The 19,328-nt window shown below is 62.4% G+C and carries 16 protein-coding genes and 1 pseudogene; 7 read left to right on the plus strand and 10 right to left on the minus strand.

Features of this window, described 5'->3' with window-relative positions:
- Positions 1–63 precede the first annotated feature (63 nt).
- Both OVA00_RS36845 and OVA00_RS36850 read right to left on the minus strand, forming a co-directional pair.
- Complete coding sequence (locus OVA00_RS36845) at positions 64–1,503, minus strand: NAD-dependent succinate-semialdehyde dehydrogenase (protein WP_034805416.1); 1,440 nt, start codon at positions 1,501–1,503, stop codon at positions 64–66.
- 226 nt (positions 1,504–1,729) lie between these two features.
- A complete protein-coding gene (locus OVA00_RS36850) occupies positions 1,730–2,656 on the minus strand; it encodes a LysR family transcriptional regulator (protein WP_268090852.1) in 927 nt (308 codons plus the stop codon).
- Between the two features lie 107 nt (positions 2,657–2,763).
- Here OVA00_RS36850 and OVA00_RS36855 point away from each other — a divergent pair, with 107 nt between their 5' ends.
- The 5 genes from OVA00_RS36855 to OVA00_RS36875 all read left to right on the plus strand — a co-directional run bounded on the left by OVA00_RS36855 (position 2,764) and on the right by OVA00_RS36875 (position 8,533).
- Complete coding sequence (locus OVA00_RS36855) at positions 2,764–3,012, plus strand: hypothetical protein (RefSeq protein ID WP_060529873.1); 249 nt, start codon at positions 2,764–2,766, stop codon at positions 3,010–3,012.
- On the plus strand, positions 3,012–3,527 hold the full coding sequence (locus tag OVA00_RS36860) for an SgcJ/EcaC family oxidoreductase (RefSeq protein ID WP_268090854.1): 516 nt from the start codon (positions 3,012–3,014) through the stop codon (positions 3,525–3,527). The genes OVA00_RS36855 and OVA00_RS36860 overlap by 1 nt, the downstream gene beginning before the upstream one ends.
- Positions 3,520–3,993 (plus strand): SRPBCC family protein, encoded by a 474-nt coding sequence (locus OVA00_RS36865; protein WP_268090855.1) that lies wholly within the window; start codon positions 3,520–3,522, stop codon positions 3,991–3,993. The genes OVA00_RS36860 and OVA00_RS36865 overlap by 8 nt, the downstream gene beginning before the upstream one ends.
- Positions 3,994–4,248: 255 nt before the next feature.
- Complete coding sequence (locus OVA00_RS36870) at positions 4,249–5,352, plus strand: efflux RND transporter periplasmic adaptor subunit (protein WP_268090857.1); 1,104 nt, start codon at positions 4,249–4,251, stop codon at positions 5,350–5,352.
- Between the two features lie 28 nt (positions 5,353–5,380).
- Positions 5,381–8,533 (plus strand): efflux RND transporter permease subunit, encoded by a 3,153-nt coding sequence (locus OVA00_RS36875; protein ID WP_268090859.1) that lies wholly within the window; start codon positions 5,381–5,383, stop codon positions 8,531–8,533.
- Between the two features lie 26 nt (positions 8,534–8,559).
- Here OVA00_RS36875 and OVA00_RS36880 read toward each other — a convergent pair whose 3' ends face one another.
- From OVA00_RS36880 to OVA00_RS36900, 5 genes are all read right to left on the minus strand, one after another.
- On the minus strand, positions 8,560–9,210 hold the full coding sequence (locus OVA00_RS36880) for a glutathione S-transferase family protein (RefSeq protein WP_060529877.1): 651 nt from the start codon (positions 9,208–9,210) through the stop codon (positions 8,560–8,562).
- 521 nt (positions 9,211–9,731) lie between these two features.
- Entirely contained in the window at positions 9,732–10,715 is a 984-nt protein-coding gene (locus OVA00_RS36885; protein WP_268090862.1) for an ABC transporter permease, read from the minus strand.
- 11 nt (positions 10,716–10,726) lie between these two features.
- Entirely contained in the window at positions 10,727–11,737 is a 1,011-nt protein-coding gene (locus OVA00_RS36890) for an ABC transporter permease (protein ID WP_034803379.1), read from the minus strand.
- A 1-nt stretch (position 11,738) separates the two neighbouring features.
- The gene (locus OVA00_RS36895) at positions 11,739–13,253 is read right to left on the minus strand and encodes a sugar ABC transporter ATP-binding protein (protein WP_060521186.1); all 1,515 of its coding nucleotides are present in this window, start codon (positions 13,251–13,253) and stop codon (positions 11,739–11,741) included.
- 148 nt (positions 13,254–13,401) lie between these two features.
- Positions 13,402–14,382 carry an ABC transporter substrate-binding protein gene (locus OVA00_RS36900; RefSeq protein WP_034803383.1) on the minus strand — a complete coding sequence of 327 codons (981 nt, stop codon included), beginning with the start codon at positions 14,380–14,382 and terminating at the stop codon, positions 13,402–13,404.
- Positions 14,383–14,656: 274 nt separating this feature from the next.
- Here OVA00_RS36900 and OVA00_RS36905 point away from each other — a divergent pair, with 274 nt between their 5' ends.
- Positions 14,657–15,751 (plus strand): LacI family DNA-binding transcriptional regulator, encoded by a 1,095-nt coding sequence (locus OVA00_RS36905; protein ID WP_326494163.1) that lies wholly within the window; start codon positions 14,657–14,659, stop codon positions 15,749–15,751.
- 82 nt (positions 15,752–15,833) lie between these two features.
- Positions 15,834–16,315 (plus strand): annotated as a pseudogene (locus OVA00_RS36910) (transposase); the annotation flags it as partial.
- Between the two features lie 346 nt (positions 16,316–16,661).
- On the opposite strand, the gene OVA00_RS36915 reads toward OVA00_RS36910, so the two are convergent.
- From OVA00_RS36915 to OVA00_RS36925, 3 genes are read right to left on the minus strand one after another with little or no spacing between them, the layout of a single operon-like run.
- The gene (locus tag OVA00_RS36915) at positions 16,662–17,318 is read right to left on the minus strand and encodes an isochorismatase family cysteine hydrolase (RefSeq protein ID WP_268090864.1); all 657 of its coding nucleotides are present in this window, start codon (positions 17,316–17,318) and stop codon (positions 16,662–16,664) included.
- A gap of 14 nt (positions 17,319–17,332) precedes the next feature.
- A complete protein-coding gene (locus OVA00_RS36920) occupies positions 17,333–17,875 on the minus strand; it encodes a hypothetical protein (RefSeq protein ID WP_442780593.1) in 543 nt (180 codons plus the stop codon).
- A gap of 60 nt (positions 17,876–17,935) precedes the next feature.
- A complete protein-coding gene (locus OVA00_RS36925) occupies positions 17,936–19,228 on the minus strand; it encodes an epoxide hydrolase family protein (RefSeq protein WP_268090866.1) in 1,293 nt (430 codons plus the stop codon).
- Between the last annotated feature and the right edge of the window lie 100 nt (positions 19,229–19,328).

A 19,328-nucleotide genomic window follows, 5' to 3' on the forward strand; every position in this document is an offset into this window, starting at 1 on the left:
ACGGCGCCATCGGGCGCCGTCCCCTGTTGCTTCTCGGTCGCGAGGCAGTTGCCTGCCGCGGCGTCAGACGCTCTTTCGCGTGACGAAGCGTGTTTCCAGATAGGCCTCGATGGCCTCGGATCCGCCCTCGGTGCCGTAGCCGGAATCCTTGATGCCGCCGAAGGGGACTTCGGGGAGCGCCAGGCCCAGATGGTTGATCGAAATCATTCCGCTTTCGACCTCGCTTGCCAGGCGGTGGGCGCTGCGCTCCGATCCGGTGAAGGCATAGGCCGCAAGACCGAAGGGCAGACGATTGGCCTCGTTGATCGCCTCGTCGAGATCATGGAAGCGATTGATGATCGAGACCGGACCGAACGGCTCGTCGTTCATGATCCGGGCGGAAAGCGGCACGTCCGCCAGAACCGTCGGCTCGAAGAAGTAGCCGCGGTTGCCGATGCGATGGCCGCCGGTCGCCAATCGGGCGCCATGCTCGAGCGCGTCGGCAACCAGGCTTTCGATCGCCGGGATGCGCCGCTCGTTGGCAAGCGGCCCCATGTCGACGCCGGCTTCGAGACCGTTGCCGACCTTGATCGTCTTCGAGGCGGCGACGAAGCCGTCGAGGAACTGATCGGCGACGCGCTCCTGCACGAGGAAGCGGGTCGGTGACACGCAGACCTGGCCGGCATTGCGGTACTTGCTGGCGGACATGATGGCGACGGCGCGTTCGACATCGGCATCATCAGTGACGATGACAGGCGCATGCCCGCCCAGTTCCATCGTCGCGCGCTTCATGTGCTGGCCGGCGAGGGCCGCCAGCATCTTGCCGACCGGGGTCGAGCCGGTAAACGACATCTTGCGGATCACCGGATGGGCGATCAGGTATTCCGAGATGACCGAGGGCACGCCGTAGACAAGGTTGACGACGCCGGCCGGAAGCCCGGCATCGACGAAGCAGCGGATGAGTTCGGCCGGCGACGCCGGTGTTTCCTCGGGCGCCTTAACGATGATCGAGCATCCGGTGGTCAGCGCCGCCGACAGCTTGCGCACCACCTGGTTGATCGGGAAGTTCCAGGGCGTGAAGGCGGCAACCGGACCGACCGGCAGCTTGACGGTCATCTGGGTGACATCGGGTGCGCGCGGCGGAATGATCTGGCCGTAGGCCCGCTTTCCCTCCTCGGCGAACCACTCGATGATGTCGGCGGCGCCAAGGATCTCGCCCTTCGACTGGGCAAGCGGTTTGCCTTGCTCGCGCGTCATCAGAAAGGCGATGTCGCCGGCCCGTTCGCGCAGCAGGGCGGCTGCCGACCGCATCACCTGGGCGCGGTCGAAGGCGGAGGTTGCCCGCCACGTCTTGAAGCCCTTCTCGGCGGCCGCAAGCGCCTCATTGAGGTCTTCCACTTCGGCCCAGGCCACCTGGCCGATCGTTTCCTCGTTGGCCGGGTCGATGACGGGAATGGTCTTGCCGGAACGCGCCGGCCGCCAGGCGCCGTCGATATGAAGCAGGATGTCTGGATAGTGAGCCATGGGAAACCCTTTACTGAATGAAGTTCGCCGCTTTGAGCGCGATGCCGTAGGATCAGGTCAATGGGGAACAGGTCGCCTGGCCAGGCGACCTTGAGATCTGGAGATGGGGACGTGGCCGCCCCGTTGCAAGGCGGCAACCCTATTCGGGGCGAACTGAAGACGCTCCGCTCGCAGACGTCAACCCCCTGGCTACCCTCTCGAACTCGTCTGCGTATTGCTAGCCCGATCAGGGGAGCGCCGATGTGGCCTGCGGCTGACCGCCGAAGTGGGCAATCATGAGCCTGCACAGGCTTTCCATTGCGGGTCCGCGGACCCGATCGATCCGGCGGATCGTGTAGAGGGGGAGAAGCGGGCCGGGGAGACCGTTGCGGGCCGCGAGTGGCACCTCGCAGAGCCGCCCTTCACCAAGATCTGCCGCGACCAGCCATAGCGGCAGATGACCCCACCCGGCCCCGGCAAGAATGAGGGCGTGTTTGGTCGCAAGGTCGCTGACCCTCAGCGTTTGCTGCGAGAAGACTGCGTAGCTCACCGCCTGCGCATCGGCTGCAGGATCCGCAACGACGATCTGCAGATGGTCGGCAAGGTCGACCGTCGTCAGGCCAACGGTTCCGTCGCGGGGTGCGGCCAGGGGATGACCGCCGGCGCATACCGGAACCATGCCCGGAAAGGCTGCGACCGCCTCGCTGGCGATATGTGCGTCCGTTTCCTGTGCCGCCGTCAGGCCGAGGTCGCAGTCGCCGTCGAGCACCAGGCTCAACGCCATCGTCATCGGCGCCGTCACAAGCTCCACCCGCACGCCGGGATGGGCGCGGGTAAAATCGCTGATGACCCGTGCAATATCCGGCAGAGGAAGCAGCGGGTCGAGCGCCACGCGCAGCGCCGATTCCATGCCCTGATTGAAGCCGTTCGCCTTGGCCCGCAGCGCGTCGGCCTTTATCAGCAAGGTCCTGGCTTCTGCAAGCAGGGTCGCTCCGGCCTTCGTCAATTCGGGGCGGTGCTGGGAGCGGTCGAACAGCGGCAGGCGCAGTTCCGTTTCGAGGTTCAGGATGGCGCTGCTGAGGCCGGATTGGGCACGCCCGTGCGCGCGCGCTGCCGCCCGGAACGAACCGTGGTCGACGACGGCGACGAATACGCGCAACTGGTCGAGCGTCAAGGCATCCAGCGTGATCGGCCATCCCGATCAAAGTGATCGATATTTGAGCAATTACATTGATCATTTGAATTGGGCAATGCTCCGCCCACGGGTTAAGGGAGCAGGCAATGGAACGGCCGATCATCAATCACACCTCCGACACGCGGGAGGCATGCGACTGTGATCGCATCACCGTCCGTATCTTCGCCTCTTCCGTCCCGTGCAACGTCGATGAAGCTTCTATCGCCGGCCGGCCGCCGGACGAGGCTTTCCTGCTGCTAGGGCCTGGCGTGGATCCGGTATTTCGCACCCACGTTTCCGGATCTGTCGCCCAGGCTCTAGCGGTCGGGTACCGCACCGTTGGGAGCACGCCGTGATGCCGCGCATGCGCCCCATTCCCGCAATCGGCCAAGCTCGTGGCGTATCGTCACCTGATGCCCGCGATGTCAGTGCCGTTCTCGCGCTCGTCGCCCGGGTCGAAGAGACCCAATGGCTCCGGGACGTCGACGGTTTCGTCTCGTTGCTGGCGCCACAGGCCGTATGGACAACCGCATTCGGGCGCCAAATCGTCGGTGCGCCGGCAATCCATGCCTTCACCGCCGCCGTACTCCCGAACCTGTTTCGCGATTTTCAGGCGCTCTCCGACGTCGAGCGCATCACCTTCCTGCATGCGGATGTCGTCGCGGTGAACGTGCGGCAAATTCCTGTCGATGCCGAAGGCAACCGCCGGCCGGGCGAGGACGAGGGGCGGCCGCTCTATATTCTTCGACGCCACGATGGCGCCTGGAGGATCGTTGTCGCCCAGAACACCACGCACCAGAACGAAAAGATCGCCGCCCAGCAGCGGGCGGTGGATGAAGCAACCAGCGGCGAGACCCATGCGCATGAATGAAAGATCTGCCGGCCACGCCACCTTCGTCATTCGCCGCAGCTATGCCGCAACACCGGCGACCGTTTTCCATGCCTTTGCGGATCCCGCCACCAAACGACGCTGGTTCTTCGAAGGGGAGGGGTGGACGGTCGACGAATTCACCTCGTCTTTCGAGGTCGGCGGCCGCGAGCACAGCCGCTTCCGCTTCGGAAACGGCCCGGTCATGTGCAACGACACGATCTATCTTGAGATCGTTGCGAATAAGCGCATCGTCTTCTCCTACACGATGACCGTGGCGGGAAGGCCGATTTCGGCTTCGCTCGGAACCCTCGAATTTTCCGCCGACGGCGAGGGAACGCGCCTCAACTACACCGAGCAGGCCGCCTTCTTCGATCGTCTCAACGAGCCGGGCGAACGTGAGGTTGGGTTTCGCGAATTGTTTCAGGCGCTTGCCGACGAAATCGAGCGCGCGCCGGCCGATGCCTGACGGACGGAGGAACCGTCACCACTGAAGCGATGGCCGTCAAAACCTGATGAGCGACACCCGAAGATGAACAATTTTTAATTGTTTTTCAGGGTGTTGCGCCATTGAAGCGGCCACATTTAGGCCCAGCTTCCGATAGTCGGCACCACCTATCGCCGCGTGCCGACAGCAAGGTCTGCGGAGGCGCCGATGCTCAGCCGATCAAGTGTCACGTGTCGTATCGCCGTCGTTCTTCTCGCAATCGCCGCCGTCGGGTTCGTGGTGGCGCGCAAGCCCGTGCCGAGCGAAGCGAAATTGCCAGCCAACGCGGCCGTCAGCACCAAGCGTGGCGCCGTGTCCGTGCAGACGGCGACAGTGACGCTTAAAGATGTTCCCGTTGTCGTCCATGCCCTGGGCAACGTGCAGGCCCCCGATACCGTGGAAGTGGGCGCGCGCATTGCGAGCCAGATCACGGCCATCCACGTCAAGGACGGGCAGATGGTCAAGGCGGGCGACCTGCTGTTCACGCTCGACGACCGCACGATAAAGGCCGGGCTTGCCCGTGACCAGGCGATCGTCGCCAAGGATACCGCGCAGCTTGCCGACGCCAACACGGAACTCGAGCGTGCCAAAACCTTGCGCGACGACAAGACCGGCACCCAGCAAAGCTATGACACCGCTCTCTCGCTTCAGCAGGCGGCGCAGGGGACCCTGGATGCCGATCGCGCCACCGTGGATGCCGATCAGGTCGCGCTGAGCCTGACCGAGATCACCGCGCCGATCGGTGGACGCCTGGGCGCCGTGCAGGTCGCGCTCGGAGATCTTGTCGGCCAATCGGGCGCGACATCGAACAATCTGGTGACGATCACGGCGATCGACCCGATCGACGTTACGTTCCGCCTGCCGGAAGAGCGCTTGCAGACGTTCAAGGATCTGATTGATCGCGGGACGCCTCCACTGGTTCGTGCCAGGTCGAGCGGCACGCAAACAGTGATCGGCGAAGGCGTACTCGATTTCATCGATTCTGCCGTCGATACCGCATCCGGCACCATCGCCATGCGCGCGACCTTCCCCAATACCGCTCAGAAGCTCTGGCCGGGCCAGTTCGTGGATGTCGATATCGATCAGGCGCAACTGCATCAGGCGCCTGTTATCCCGAGCGTTGCGGTCCAGCCCGGGCAGGACGGCCCGTTCGTCTTTGATGTGAAGGATGACAACACGGTCGAGACCCGCGCCGTGTCCGTGCTGGCCGACGACGGCAAGGAGGCCGCCATCGGCACGGGCCTTGCCGCCGGTGACCGGGTCATCATCGAAGGACAGGCGCGGCTGAAGTCGGGTGATGTCGTTGTCGCTGCAGGCGCGGCCGATCTGGCCGCGGATTAGGATTTGCCATCATTCGGGAGTGCGTGAAATGCCGCTGTCCGAGTTCAGTATCCGCCGCCCGATCGCGACCGTATTGTTATCGGTCGCGCTCATCCTGGCCGGCGTTTTCAGCTATCTAATCCTGCCGATTGCCGCGCTTCCGCGAACGGATTTCCCGGTCATCAACGTTTCTGCCTCGTTGCCCGGCGCCTCGCCCGAGACCATGTCGACGTCGGTCGCCATTCCACTGATCAAGCAGTTCGCCACCATCGCCGGGATCGACACGATCTCGACGACGAATGCACTCGGCTCGACCTCGATTTCAATCGAGTTCGTGCTCGGGCGCAACATCGATGCCGCCGCCGCCGACGTGCAGGCAGCTATCACCAGGACGCTCAGGCTGCTGCCACAGGACATGCCGGCGCCGCCAAGTTACCGGAAGATCAACCCGGCGGATGCACCGGTCTTGCTCCTGGCGCTGAAGAGCAGCACCGTGCCGCTCACCGCCCTCGACGCCATCGCGCAGCAGGTGATTTCGCCCACGCTTTCGGTGCTCGACGGGGTGGCGGAAGTGTCCATCTTCGGCAGCCAGCAATATGCCGTGCGCATTCAGATGCATCCTGACGCGCTTGCCGCGCGCGGCATTTCCGTCGACCAGTTGAGGACGGCGGTCGCGGCGGCGAACGACAATTCGCCTCTCGGCACCGCGCAGACCAGCGATCGTCAGGCGGCGATCGTTGCGGACACGCAGCGCATGAATGCCGCCAGTTTCGCGGATATCATCGTCAAAAGCGTCGACGGCAGGACCGTGCGGCTCGGTGACGTCGCGACGGTGATCGATTCCGTTGCCAACAACCAGACGGCAAGCTGGCACGACGGTTCGCGGGCGATCATCCTGGCCATCCAGCGGCAGCCGGATGCAAATACTGTTGAAGTCGTCGACCGGGTGCAGGCGCTTCTGCCGTCGCTTCGCCAGTCGCTTCCGGCCGCAGCCTCGATCGAAACGCTCAGCGACCGGTCCATGTCGATCCGCGGGGCGGTGCACGACGTCCAGTTCACCCTGATCCTCACCGTCGGCCTCGTGATCCTCGTCATCTTCGCCTTCGTTCGCCGCCTCTGGGCGACGCTTATTCCAGCGCTTGCCGTTCCGATCTCGATCATCGCCACCTTCGCGGCGATGTATCCGCTTGGCTTTTCGATCGACAATATCTCGCTGATGGCGCTCACGCTTTCCGTCGGGCTGGTGGTGGATGACGCCATCGTCATGCTGGAAAATATCGTGCGGCACATGGAAGAGGACGGCATCGATGCCTTCTCGGCGGCGCTCATCGGTTCGCGTGAGATCGGCTTTACGATCATCGCGATTTCGCTGTCGCTCGTCGCGGTCTTCATTCCCGTCTTGCTGATGGGCGGCGTGATCGGCCGCATTCTCAACGAATTTGCGATCGTCGTCACCGTTGCCATCCTCGCTTCCGCCTTCGTTTCCCTTACCCTGACGCCGATGCTTGCAGCGCGGCTTCCGGTGAGGGCGGATGGAGCAGAGAAAGCGCGCTGGCTGCGGCAGCTGGATCTTGTATTCGAACGAGGTTTCGACGGGCTTCTGCGCGCCTATGAGCGGCTGCTATCGCTCTGCATAAAGGCGCGCGCGCTGGTGTTTCTGCTTTTCCTGTTTACCGTCGCGATCACGGGCTACCAGATCGCCACGATCCCGAAGGGGTTCTTCCCGCAGGAGGACATCGGCCAGTTGCAGGTTACGACCCAGGCGCGCCAGGACATTTCCTTCGCCGCCATGTCGAAGCTCCAGTCCAATGTGGAGGCGGTGTTTGCCAGTTCACCCTACGTCGCCCATGTCGCAAGCACGATCGGCTCGGGCGGCGCGTCGAGCGCGCTCAACTCCGGTCGGCTTTTCGTCGAGCTAAAGCCCAACACCGAGCGTCCGCCGCTTGAAACCGTCCTTGCGGATTTGCGCCGGAAGCTGGCGGCGATCCCCGGTATCCAGGCCTTCATGTCGCCGGTCCAGAACCTCTCGGTCGGATCGCGCGCGTCGGCCAGCCAGTACCAGCTGGTGCTCCAGAGCCTCGATCAGCCGTTGATGAACGAATGGGCGCAGAAGCTCCATGATGCGATGAGCGCGGATCGGACCTTCTTTACCGACGTCAACAGCGACCTTCAGATCAACGCTCCACAAACACGCCTCGTGGTCGACCTCGACAAGGCGGCAACGCTCGGGGTCAACGCGAGCGAACTGCGCACCACGCTCTATGGCAGTTTCGGTACCGAGCAGATCTCGACGATCTACACGGCGGGCGACAGCTACGAAGTGATCCTGGAACTCGATCCCTCGATGCAATGGTCAGCCGACAAGTTCGACGAACTGCGTGTCGGCAGTGCCAATGGCGGCCTTGTTCCGCTCGGGGCCTTCGCCCGGGTCGAGACCGTATCCGGACCGCTCACCATCAACCAGCTCGGCCAGCTGCCAGCGGTCACGCTTTCCTTCAACCTGCCGGCCAAGGTCGCCCTCGGTGACGCCCTTGCGGAGATCGACCGCCTCAAGGCAGAAATCGGCATGCCGTCTGAGGTGACGACCCGCAATTACGGCACCACGCAGTTATTCGAAGACGCCGCCGCCAACCAGGGTCTGCTGGTGCTGGCGGCTATCCTCACGATCTACCTCGTGCTCGGTATTCTCTATGAAAGCCTGATCCATCCATTGACCGTGCTTTCCGGTCTGCCGTCAGCCATATCCGGGGCGTTGCTTGCCATCTATTTCGGCGGTTTCGACCTCTCGATCATCGCTATTGTCGGCGTGCTAATGCTGATCGGTATCGTCAAGAAGAACGCCATCATGATGATCGACGTTGCGCTGACGCTGCAGCGCGCCGGTTCGCCGGCCGCCGAGGCCATCCATAAGGCTTGTGTCATGCGCTTCCGCCCGATCATGATGACCTCGGTTGCTGCGATCATGAGCACGCTGCCGATTGCGATCGGCAGCGGCGCCAGCGCAGAACTGCGCCAGCCGCTTGGGGTCGCCGTCGTCGGCGGCCTGCTGGTGTCGCAGCTTGTGACCCTCTTCGTGACCCCGGTCATCTATCTGTACATGGAAGATTTCATGCGGGTCGCTTCCCGCCTGGTTCGCCAGGGGCTGCAGATCACCAGGGGCGAACGACCGACTGCGGTCGACGATCAGCCGGGACACGGATAGCCCGGCGTTCCGGGATCACGCTACCCTCAGGCGGATGAGGCGGATGTGAAGACCGCAAGCTGCGCATCGAAGGCGCGCTTGTAGGCCGGCCGCGCCTTGCCGCGCGCGACGTAGGCGGAGAGGTTGGGATACGCGTCGAGCAAGCCTGAGTTTTCCAGCCTGCGCAGCACCGTCACCATCAGCAGGTCGCCGGCACTGAAGGCGCCATCGAGCCAGTCGGCCTCCGCGAGCCGCCTGGACAATTGGGCGAGCCGAACTCGGATACGATCTTCGAGCATCAGCAGGCGCTCCTGATACCAGTCCTTGTCCCGCTCCACGTAGGTGGTCGCTTCACGCTCGAGGATCGGCGGCTCCACGGTGTTAAGCGAGGCAAACATCCAAGTGATCGCCCGTGCGCGGGCATCGGCGTCACTTGGAAGCAGGCCGGCATGGCGCTCCGCGACATGAAACACGATGGCTCCGGTTTCGAACAGGGCAAGGTCGCCGTCCTGATAGGTAGGGATCTGCCCGAACGGCTGAAGCGCGATGTGCGCAGGTTCCTTCATCGTCTTGAAGGTAACGAGGCGAACCTCGTAGGGCTGCCCCACTTCTTCGAGCGCCCAGCGAACGCGCATGTCGCGTGCGAGACCTCGGCCGCGATCGGGCGATTTTTCAAAGGCGGTAATCGTGATCGTCATCTTATCCTCCACGGCTTGCCTGTCCTGAAGACGATTGGCCAAGCGGGATGCCGACATTCATTTTCGCCGCTCGGCGCCGGAAGCGGAAACCGTGATGATGCTGGCAGATAAAGTGATCTCTTCCTCGGTCGGAGAACAGCCGGCTCGCTTCAAAAAGACGTACTGCTCGTCGAGACTAGCCCGAATGGACAGCTTGCTCCAACAGCCGTGGCGAAGTATAAAAGTGTCATAAACGTTATTGTCGAGCGCAATGGAAATTGATGCCGGCAAGTGCGTATCGCTTTCGCCTTTTGACCATGGATGTACTGGCAGAAGCCTTGAGAGCGAAAAAGAAAAGAAGGCCGGAGCCAGCGCGCTCCGGCCTTTTTTGCTGTCTGCTTATCGCTGCGATGCGCAATCATACTGGCGCGGGCTTGCACCTTTAGCCGTCACGCATTGTTCCTGCTCCACGAGGGCTAATCCAGGGGTAGGTTTCCCCGTTTCGTCCTGTGGATGTTCGCGCCCCGTTCGCGATGGAGGGTCTAGGTGCTGCGATGCCGTGCCATCAGCTTTGCCTGAAGCACGACCACGACGAGCAGGAAGGCGCCGCGGATAACGGACTGCCAGTAGGCGGAAAGCGAGATCCAGCCGAGGCCGTTTTCGAAGTTCAGGATGTTGAAGACCATGGCAAGCAGCAGCGCGCCGGCAAGCGTCGCACCAACTGAGCCGGAACCGCCGGTCAACAGCGTACCGCCGACGACGACGGAAGCGATCGCGAAGAGTTCCCAGCCCACGCCTTCCGTCGGTTGCCCCGCGCCGAACTGGGAAGCGAGGATGACGCCGGCAAGACCGGCGAGCGTGCCCGAGGCGAGATAGACGCCGGCAAGCGCGCGCTCCACCTTCAGGCCCATCAGGCCAGCCGTCGCCTCGCCGTCACCGATCGCCAGGATATGCCGTCCGATCGGGAGCTTTTGCAGCACGAGCCAGCCGAGCACATAGGCTGCAAGCGCGATCCAGGCGGGAATGGGGAACCTCAGGAAATCGTCCTGCCCGATCACCGTGAAACCGGTGTCATAGGAGACGGAGACAGACTGGTTGTCCGCTAACAAAAGGCCGGTGCCATAGGCGGCGAGCATCGTCGCGAGTGTGGCGATGAAGGGCTGGATCCGCATCTTCGTAATGATGAAGCCGTTGAGCGCGCCGACGGCAAGGCCCGCCGCCATGCCGCCACAGAGACCCGCCGCCCAATGATAGGGGGAGAACAGGGCTGCCACCACGCTTGCCATCGCCGCCGTGCCGCCGACCGACAGGTCGATGCCGCCGGTGATGATGACAAAGGCCATGCCGAGCGCGATCAGCGCGAACATCGAGTTGTAGCGCAGGAAGCTCAGGATGTTATAGGGCGACAGGAAGTTGTCATAGCGCAGCGCCCCGAAGAGGATGAGACCGGCAAGCGCCAGGATGACGCCGAGCCGGGCAAGGTCGCCGGAGTTCTTGACCAGGAAGAGGCGGAGGATCGGTTGCATCGTGGTTGCCTCTAATGTTTGCTGGCGCGCTGCTGGATGAAGACGGCGGTGACAATCAGCCCGGCCTTGACGATGAGCGCTGCCGCATCTGGCACGCCATTGGCAAGCAGCGTGTAACGCACCAGCTGGATCACGAGCGCGCCGAGTACCGTGCCGACGATGTTGGCCCGTCCGCCCGTCAGTAGCGTCCCGCCGACAGCAACCGCGGCGATCGCATCGAGCTCCATGCCGAGGCCGACAAGGTTGGCATCGCTTGCAGAGTTGCGGGCAACGACGATGAGACCGGCCACACCGGCAAGCGCGCCGCTTATCATGTAGACGAAGAGCTTGACCCGTTTCACCGGTATGCCGGTCAGGCGGGCGGCCTTCTCGTTGCCACCGACGGCGATGATCTGTCGGCCGATGACGGTGTAGCGGATCATCGCGAAAGCCGCTGCGACGATGACGATCATCAGCAGGACCTGGGCCGGAACGCCGGCGATGCGACCGAGTGCGATGAACTGGAAGCCTTCATTCTTGAAGACCTGCAGGTTGCCGTTGGTCATCACCTGGGCGATGCCACGGCCGGCGATGAACAGCACAAGCGTGGCGATGATCGGCTGGATCGAAAAGCGGGTGACGAGGAAACCGTTGAAGAGGCCGAAGAGGGCAGCGGCGGCGATCGGCAAGAGGAAGGCAAGCGCCACCGCGAGCGCCATGTTTTCCACCGGCCAGAACTGGCCCATGAAGATCATCGGCGCCAGTGCACCGGCAATTGCCATCAACGAACCGACGGAGAGGTCGATGCCGCCGGTGGCAATAACGAGCGTCATTCCGGTCGCGACGATGACGATTGTCGCAACCTGGGTGAGGTTCACGTTCAACGTCTGCAAGGACAGGAAGTTCGGCGTGACGGCGACGTTGAAGAGGATCAGCGCCAGGAAGGCGACGAAGGTGCCGTAGCGGCTGGCGAGCGTCAAAAGCCTGTTTCCGGACGAAAGGGTTCCCGACGGCTGCGGGGCAGGGGTCTCGATCGTCGTCATGTCATTCTTCCTGGTGGGCTTCCTGGTGGACTTCCTGGTGGGCCATGGCGGCAAGCAGCGCCGTCTCGCTCAAGTCCTTGCGCGACAGCGTCGCGACGGAAGTACCGTCGCTCAGGACCGTCACGCGGTCGGCGGCGGCAAGCAGTTCTTCGAGTTCAGACGAAATCATCAGCACGCTCAAACCCTCGTCGGCGAGACTGCGCAGGAGTTTGAGGATTTCCGATTTGGCGCCGATGTCGATGCCGCGCGTCGGCTCATCTACGATGAGGACCCGCGGGTCTGTGGCAAGCCAGCGGGCGAGCAGCACCTTCTGTTGGTTGCCGCCGGAAAGCTCCTTGATCGGCTGATCGGGGGAGGCACATTTGACGCCAAGCGCCCGGATGTAGCGGCTGACGATCTCATCCTGGCGCGCGCGGTCGACGATACCGGCTTTCTTCAGCTTTGGCAGCAAGGCGAGCGTCATGTTTTCGCGGATGCTCATGTCGGGCACGATGCCATCGATCTTCCGGTCCTCGGACACGAGGCCGATCCCATCAGCGATCGCATCCGCCGGTTCGCGATAGCTGCGTCCCTGTCCCTCCATGCGGATCGTGCCGCGCTCCATCCTATCGGCGCCGAAGATCAAGCGCGCCGTTTCGGTGCGGCCGGAGCCGAGCAGTCCGGCAAGGCCCGAGATCTCGCCCTCGCGCACAGCAAGGCTGACGTCGCGCACGCGCACGCCGGCGCCCGCCTTGTCGAGTTCGAGGCGGACGGGCCGCACCGGCGCGTCCTTCTCCGGTGCCATGGCCTGAAAGGCGGCAAGCTCCTTGCCGAGCATGTGGCGCACCAGCGCCATTTTCGGCATGTCCGCCATCGGGCTTTTGGCGACCGTCTGACCATCGCGCATGATCGTCACGCGGTCGCAGATCTCATAGAGTTCGTCGAGCCGGTGGCCGATGAAGATGACGGCGACGCCGGAGCGTTTCAGCGTGCGGATCGTATCGAAGAGGATGGCGACCTCGCGCTCGTCGAGCGAGGACGTCGGTTCGTCCATGATGACGAGCCGGGCGCTCTGCGTCACCGCGCGGGCGATCGCCACCATCTGCCGTGTCGCCGCATCGAAATGCGCGACGGGACGGTCGACGTCGATCGTCAGGTTGAAGGTTTTGAGCACCGCTTCGGCCCCGCGCCGCATGGCGGAATAATCGATCATGCCGAACCGCTTCGGCTCGCGGGAGAGGTAGATGTTCTCCGCCACCGAGCGCTGCGGGGCGAGATTGATTTCCTGGTAGATCGTCGCGATCCCGGCGGCCTGCGCCTCAGCCGGCATCGAGAAATCGACATCCCGACCGTCGTAGGCGATGCTGCCTTCGTCCCGGCGATAGACGCCGGTCAGGATCTTGATGAGCGTCGACTTGCCGGCGCCGTTCTGGCCGACAAGCGCCATGACCTCCGCTGGTTCGACCTCGAGCGAGGCGGATTTCAGTGCCGGCACGCCGGCGAACGCTTTGGAAATGCCCTGCATGGACAGAAGCATGGGTCTCCTCCCTATCTTCGCCATCCGCCGCCCCATTTGGGGGTGGGCGTCATCAGCCTACACTTGAACGGGCTGAAGGTCATGCTGCCGTCAAAAAGACGGCCGAGACGGTTGCGCCGTCCCGGCCGTGGAGGCTCGGGAGATTGGATCAATAGGCGTTGGCGAGTTCGGCGGCCGCGTTGGAGGCGTCGTAGAACTTGTCGTCGTTGATGATCATCGGGTCGATCTTTTCGCCCTTGGCGTAGCGCATCATCGTCTCAAACGCCTTCGGCCCGAAGCGCGGGTTGCACTCGACGACGGCTGCGATCTTGCCGTCGACAACCGCCTGCACGGCTTCCTTGCCGCCGTCGATCGACAGCACCAGGACGTCCTTGCCCGGCACCTTGCCGGCCGCTTCGAGTGCCGCGATCGCGCCGATCGCCATTTCGTCGTTGTGGGCGTAGATCACGTCCGCATCAGGATGGGCCTGGAGCAGGGCTTCTGCCACCTGGCGGCCTTTGTCACGGGCGAAATCGCCGGTCTGCGAGGCGACGATCTCGAAGCCGCCGGCCGCCTTGATCGCCTCGTCAAAGCCCTTCTTGCGGTCATTGGCGGGCGAGGACCCGGTCGTGCCTTCGAGTTCGATGATCTTCGACTTGCCGTTGGCGTTCTTTGCCAGCCATTCGGCAACGCGCTTGCCTTCTTCGACGAAGTTCGAGCCGATGAAGGTCAGATAATCCTCGCCGGCCTTGGCCAACGACGGATCGACCGAGCGATCAAGCAGGATCACTGGAATGCCTGCCTTTTTCGCGGCCATGACGGCGGGGATCAGCGGCTTTTCTTCGCGCGGCGCGAGAAAGATCACATCGACGCCTTGAGCGATCATCGAGTTGACGTCGGCGACCTGCTTGGCGGCGGAACCGGCGGCATCCGTATAGACGAGCTGGAAGCCGAGCTTTTCCGCTTCGGCCTTCATGCTGTTCGTCTGGGCGATGCGCCAGGGATTGTTGGATTCGGTCTGCGCGAAGCCGACCTTGTATTTGTCCTTCTGCTCGAGCTTCGGCACTTCGGCGATCGCGACACCCGCAAGGGCGAGCGCGCCGACGGCCGTTGCCGCCAGCATGAAGGTACGACGGGAAATCGTGGTCATAATCGGGTTCTCCTCCCAGATTGGCCGGTGCTCCTCTACCGGACGTGAGCGTTTTTGCGCTTCACATCTCCAAATCTTGCGCTAATAATATTAGCAGTCAAGGCCAAACTTTATGAGCACTTGCAAAAGCCCGCGTGCGGTGCAATGCGCGCTCAACTGCATGTTTCCTTTGATCGTCTCCGATTGAAGGGGAAAAACATGCAGAAATTCAAAGTGCTACAGCGACCTTTGCACGTCTCCTAGACGCGCGGTGCTGTAGGGTAGGGGAGCACACATGGCCAAGGGAAACGGGCGAAATCTGGAGAAAAAGGGGGAAGGACGCCCAACCATGACGGATGTCGCCAGGATAGCCGGCGTTTCCCAGTCAAGCGTTTCCCTGGTGCTGAACGAGATGTCGGGCTCGCGCATCTCGCCCGAAACGCAGCAGAAGGTGCGCGAGGCTGCTCATAAAATCGGTTATAAACTGCCAGCGACCCGAGGTCCGGTTGCAGCGGCGCCGGCGGTAGAGAAGGACACAATCGCCTTCATCGTCGATGAAATCTCCACCAGCCCGCACCCGGTCGTCAGCCTCGATGGCATTCGCGATTATGCTTTCGAGCAAGGCATGCTGGTCTCGGCGCATGTCACCCGCTCGAATCCGGAACTCGAGGAAGCGGTTGTGCGGTCGGTCCTGCGCGACCCCTCCATCGCCGGCGTCATTTACGCGACGATCTTCACCCGCAAGGTTGCCGTTCCCGAGGCGTTGGCGCCGCTGCCGACCGTGCTTCTCAATTGTTACTGCGAGCCGCGCCAGCATGTGGCGATCGTGCCGGGGGAGGTCGCCGGCGGTTTCGCTGCCACAGCGCATCTGACGGCGCTCGGCCACAAGCGCATCGGCTTCATCAACGGCGAGTGCTGGATGGACGCCGCCATGGATAGGCTAAAAGGCTACAAGCAGGCGCTTGCCTCAGCCGACATCGCTTTCGACGAGACGCTGGTGCGCGATGGCGACTGGCTGCCGCTTCGCGGCTACGAGGCCGGGTTGGACCTGCTCTCCATGCCCAACCCGCCGACAGCCATTTTCTGCGGCAATGACCTGATGGCGATCGGCGTCATGGAGGCGGCGCAGGAGAAGGGCTTGCGGGTTCCCACCGATCTCTCGGTGATGGGCTATGACGACCAGGAACTGGCGCGCTACACCCATCCGCCGCTCTCGACCCTTGTGCTGCCGAACTATGAAATGGGTCAAAAGGCGGCCGAACTTCTGATCGACATGGCGGTCCACGGAAAACACATGCGGCCGATGACAATAAAAGTCGACGGACCCCTGGTGATTCGCGATACCACCGCTCTCCTGTCCGCAGCCAGAGCTTCAAAGAGCGCTCGATAAACGCCGCCAGCAGCGCTCCCTCCCTTGCCCCGCCGCGGCGCGCTCGGGTTGTTCAAGACACAACCTGACGGAAAGATCACTGATGACCACTGACATGATGAATGTGCGCTCGCTCGGCGAGAAGAGCGCTGATGCCGATTTGTTGCGCGAGATGATCGGCTTTGCCGCTGAACGGCTGATGGAGCTGGAGGTCGGCTCAGTTACGGGTGCAGGGTTCGGGAGAAGAACCCGATGCGGCTTGCACAGCGCCACGGCTACCGTGACCGCGATTGGGAGACGCGAGCTGGCAGGGTCGAGCTTCGCATTCCGAAGCCGCGCAAGGGCAGCAACTTTCCGACCTTCCTCGAACCGCGCCGCATGGCAGAGAAGGCTCTGACGGCTGTTATCCAGGAGGCGTATATCCAAGGAATATCGACGCGGTCGGTCGATGATCTGGTCAAAGCGATGGGGATGAGCGGCATCTCCAAAAGCCAGGTCTCGCGGCTGTGCGAGGAGATCGACGTCAAGGCGAAGGCGTTCCTTGACCGCCCCATTGAAGGCGAATGGCCATATGTTTGGGTCGATGGTGCGCCGTGCGGCGCGGGAGGTGCGCATGAGTTAACGTGACCTCTCAAGCTTGCCGATTTTTGACCGGCGGCTGAGATGCCGCCCGATCTACAGGAGAAATGGATTGAAGGGGCCGAGAAGCCTGACCGGGCGTCGCCGGTTGGGTTGCATGAGCAGATCGGCCTTAAATGTACCGGATGCGGGCCATCAACCGCAGGCCGGGCTACCGCAATGCCCATGGCGAGCCAACGAAGTGAACGTCAAAAGCCTCGAAACACATATATCGCTCCCATTAGCCCATGCTCTGTTAGTTTACGTTAGGGATAAGCTTGGTGTCAGCCGAGCGAACAGCAGCCGCAGCGGATTATTCGGCAGCAACCGCAGGCGCCCCGGCCGAGGCAATCGCTTGGAGGACCTCTTCTGTAGAGATGATGGCATTTGCATAGTTCGGCATGTTGATCTCGAGCGCTGCCCGCATCATCTCGTCCGAGTAATCGGCCACCGCATCATTTATGACAGTCACATCATATCCTAACTCAGCCGCAAACCGGACAGTCGCTTCGATGCAGGTGTGCGCGATCAGGCCGATCACGATCACCCGCTGGATCCCCCGGCGCTTGAGGAGATTGTCGAGGTCGGTGTTCGCAAACCCGCTGGAGCACCAATGTTCCTGCGCGACGCTCTCGCCAGCGGAGGGCACGAATTCCGCCCTGAACTCGCCACCCCAAGTGCCGTATGAAAAGCTTTTGCGGTGCCAGGCGGCACGTTGGATAGGCGCGATGTATTTCCAATTCTCGTAGTCGCCCTCGCGGAAGCGATGATGCATGGCGAAGAAGACAGGCATCTTCACATTACGCGCCGCCTGCAGGATCTGCGCCATATGCTCGACGCAGTGGTTTGCTTCTGCGACGGCCTGAATGCGGGGCCAGATCTTGCCGCCTTCGGAGATGAAGTCGTTATAGGGATCGACTACCAGCAGACCAGTGTTGCCGATATCGTAGGGAACAGTCAGATGGGTCATGACGAGCTCCGTGTTTAGGCTGCCTTGGCGGGATTCTGGTGAAGTGCGAAGCGCTCGATGCTCGCGGCGAAGAGCGGGGTCTCGCCTTTGTTGTGGGCGATCGACATCGGCTGGCGCTGGGTCTTGAAAACTTCGAACGGAATGCCCTGACGGGCCAGCCCCGCCATCATCTCGTCGGTCGCGAAGGACTGAACCCGGTTGGTGAATTCGCAGCGGCTCTTGTCCAGAGCCTTAACGCTGAGCTCCCAGGTCACATGAATAACCACGCGGCCGGTAGGGGTGAAGACGTCGGAGTCCGAGTCAAGGATCAGGTGGGTCTTCTCGCCCAGCGTCTCGTGATAGTGCTGCACCATCAGGCTGCCGCCGATCGTCTCGACATTAATCGACATCCGGGTGCCGTCGGGCGCAGTCGTGAACCCGGCCGCGATATGAGCGGGCGAGCAACCCTGGTATTCCTTTTCCGGCAGCGAAAAGCACCATGCCGGGATGTCGATCTTCTCGATCGGGGCGTTGATGATGGCGGTGAAACTGGAGTCCACGATCTGATTTTCACGCATAGTCATTCTCCTTGTCTTGGGCAGGTGGGGGAAGCAGCGCGGTCGGACCGCGCCGCTTAGTCAAATCTGGTCGCGAAGCGACTTGAACGAGGCACGCAGTTCTGAAGTAAACAGCTCGGGCTGCTCCCAGGCTGCGAAGTGGCCGCCTTTCGGCAGGCGGTTGTAGTGGACGAGCTTCGGATATGCCTTCTCGGCCCAGCTCTGGGGCGCCTGGTAGATTTCGTCCGGAAAGGCACTGACTGCGACCGGAATCTTAATACCGCGCGGATCAAAGAAGCCGCCACTCGGGTGGTGCGCGTTGTCCCAGTAAAGACGCGCCGACGAGATCGCCGTGTTCGTCAGCCAGTAAAGAGTTACGTTGTCGAGAACGTCATCGGGGGAGAGACCTTCTTTCTCTCCGTCGATCGACCTCGCGATCATGCGATAGCTGCGGATGTCATGGTCAAGCATCCAGGCTGCCAGACCGATCGGTGAATCCACGATGCCGTAGAGTGTCTGCGGCCTGTTGTTCATCTCGATCGCGTAGCCGAGGCCATTCTTGTTGAAATCGGCGAGCTGATCCCATGCCCGCCTTTCGTCGGCAGACAAGCCTTCCGGGGGTGTTCCTGCGGCCAGGGACTTCGAAATCTCGGCGGGAACGGTGGCGGCCATGTTGGTGTGTATGCCAAGGAGGCCAGGGGGCTGCTGGACGGCCATGAGTTCAGTCACCGCGTTACCCCAGTCGCCGCCCTGAGCTACGTACTTGATGTATCCCAGACGGTCCATGAGTACGGCCCAAGCCTTTGCGATACGCGGCGGGTTCCATCCGGTTTCCCGCGGCTTTCCGGAGAAGCCATAACCGGGGAGGGACGGAACGACGACGTGAAAGGCGTCTGCTTCGGTACCCCCGTAGGCGGTCGGATCGGTCAGGGGCTTGATTATCTTCAGTTGCTCGATCACGGAGCCTGGCCACCCATGGGTGATGATAATCGGTAGCGCGTTTTCATGCTTCGACTTCACATGGATGAAGTGAATGTCGAGGCCGTCTATCTCCGTAGTGAACTGCGGAAACGCGTTTAGGCGGGCCTCGACGTTGCGCCAGTCATGGTGCTTCCAGCGCTTCGCGAGCTTCATTATGGTTTCGAGACGCACCCCTTGGGAGTCGTCTGCTACGTTTTCCTCGTCCGGCCAACGGGTGGCTGCCACCCGACGATGGAGATCAATCAGCTGTTCATCCGTAGCCCTGAACTTGAACGGCTTGATCGCCGGTGTCTCGGTGGTGGCAAGAGCTTGGGGGATCATTCCCACTGCGCCTGCGGCCGCTGCCGCAGCAAGAAGAGTTCGACGGGTGACCTTTGCCTGTATCTGCGACATGGCATCCTCCTGGATGTTGCTCGTTTTAGCCTGGAGGAGCGTCACATCTTTGGAGCGTTGCCACTATTGCACGATGGTATGAACGACACTTTGGTATCGG

The sequence above is a fragment of the Ensifer sp. SL37 genome (assembly GCF_026672675.1).
Taxonomy (GTDB): Bacteria; Pseudomonadota; Alphaproteobacteria; order Rhizobiales; family Rhizobiaceae; genus Ensifer; species Ensifer adhaerens.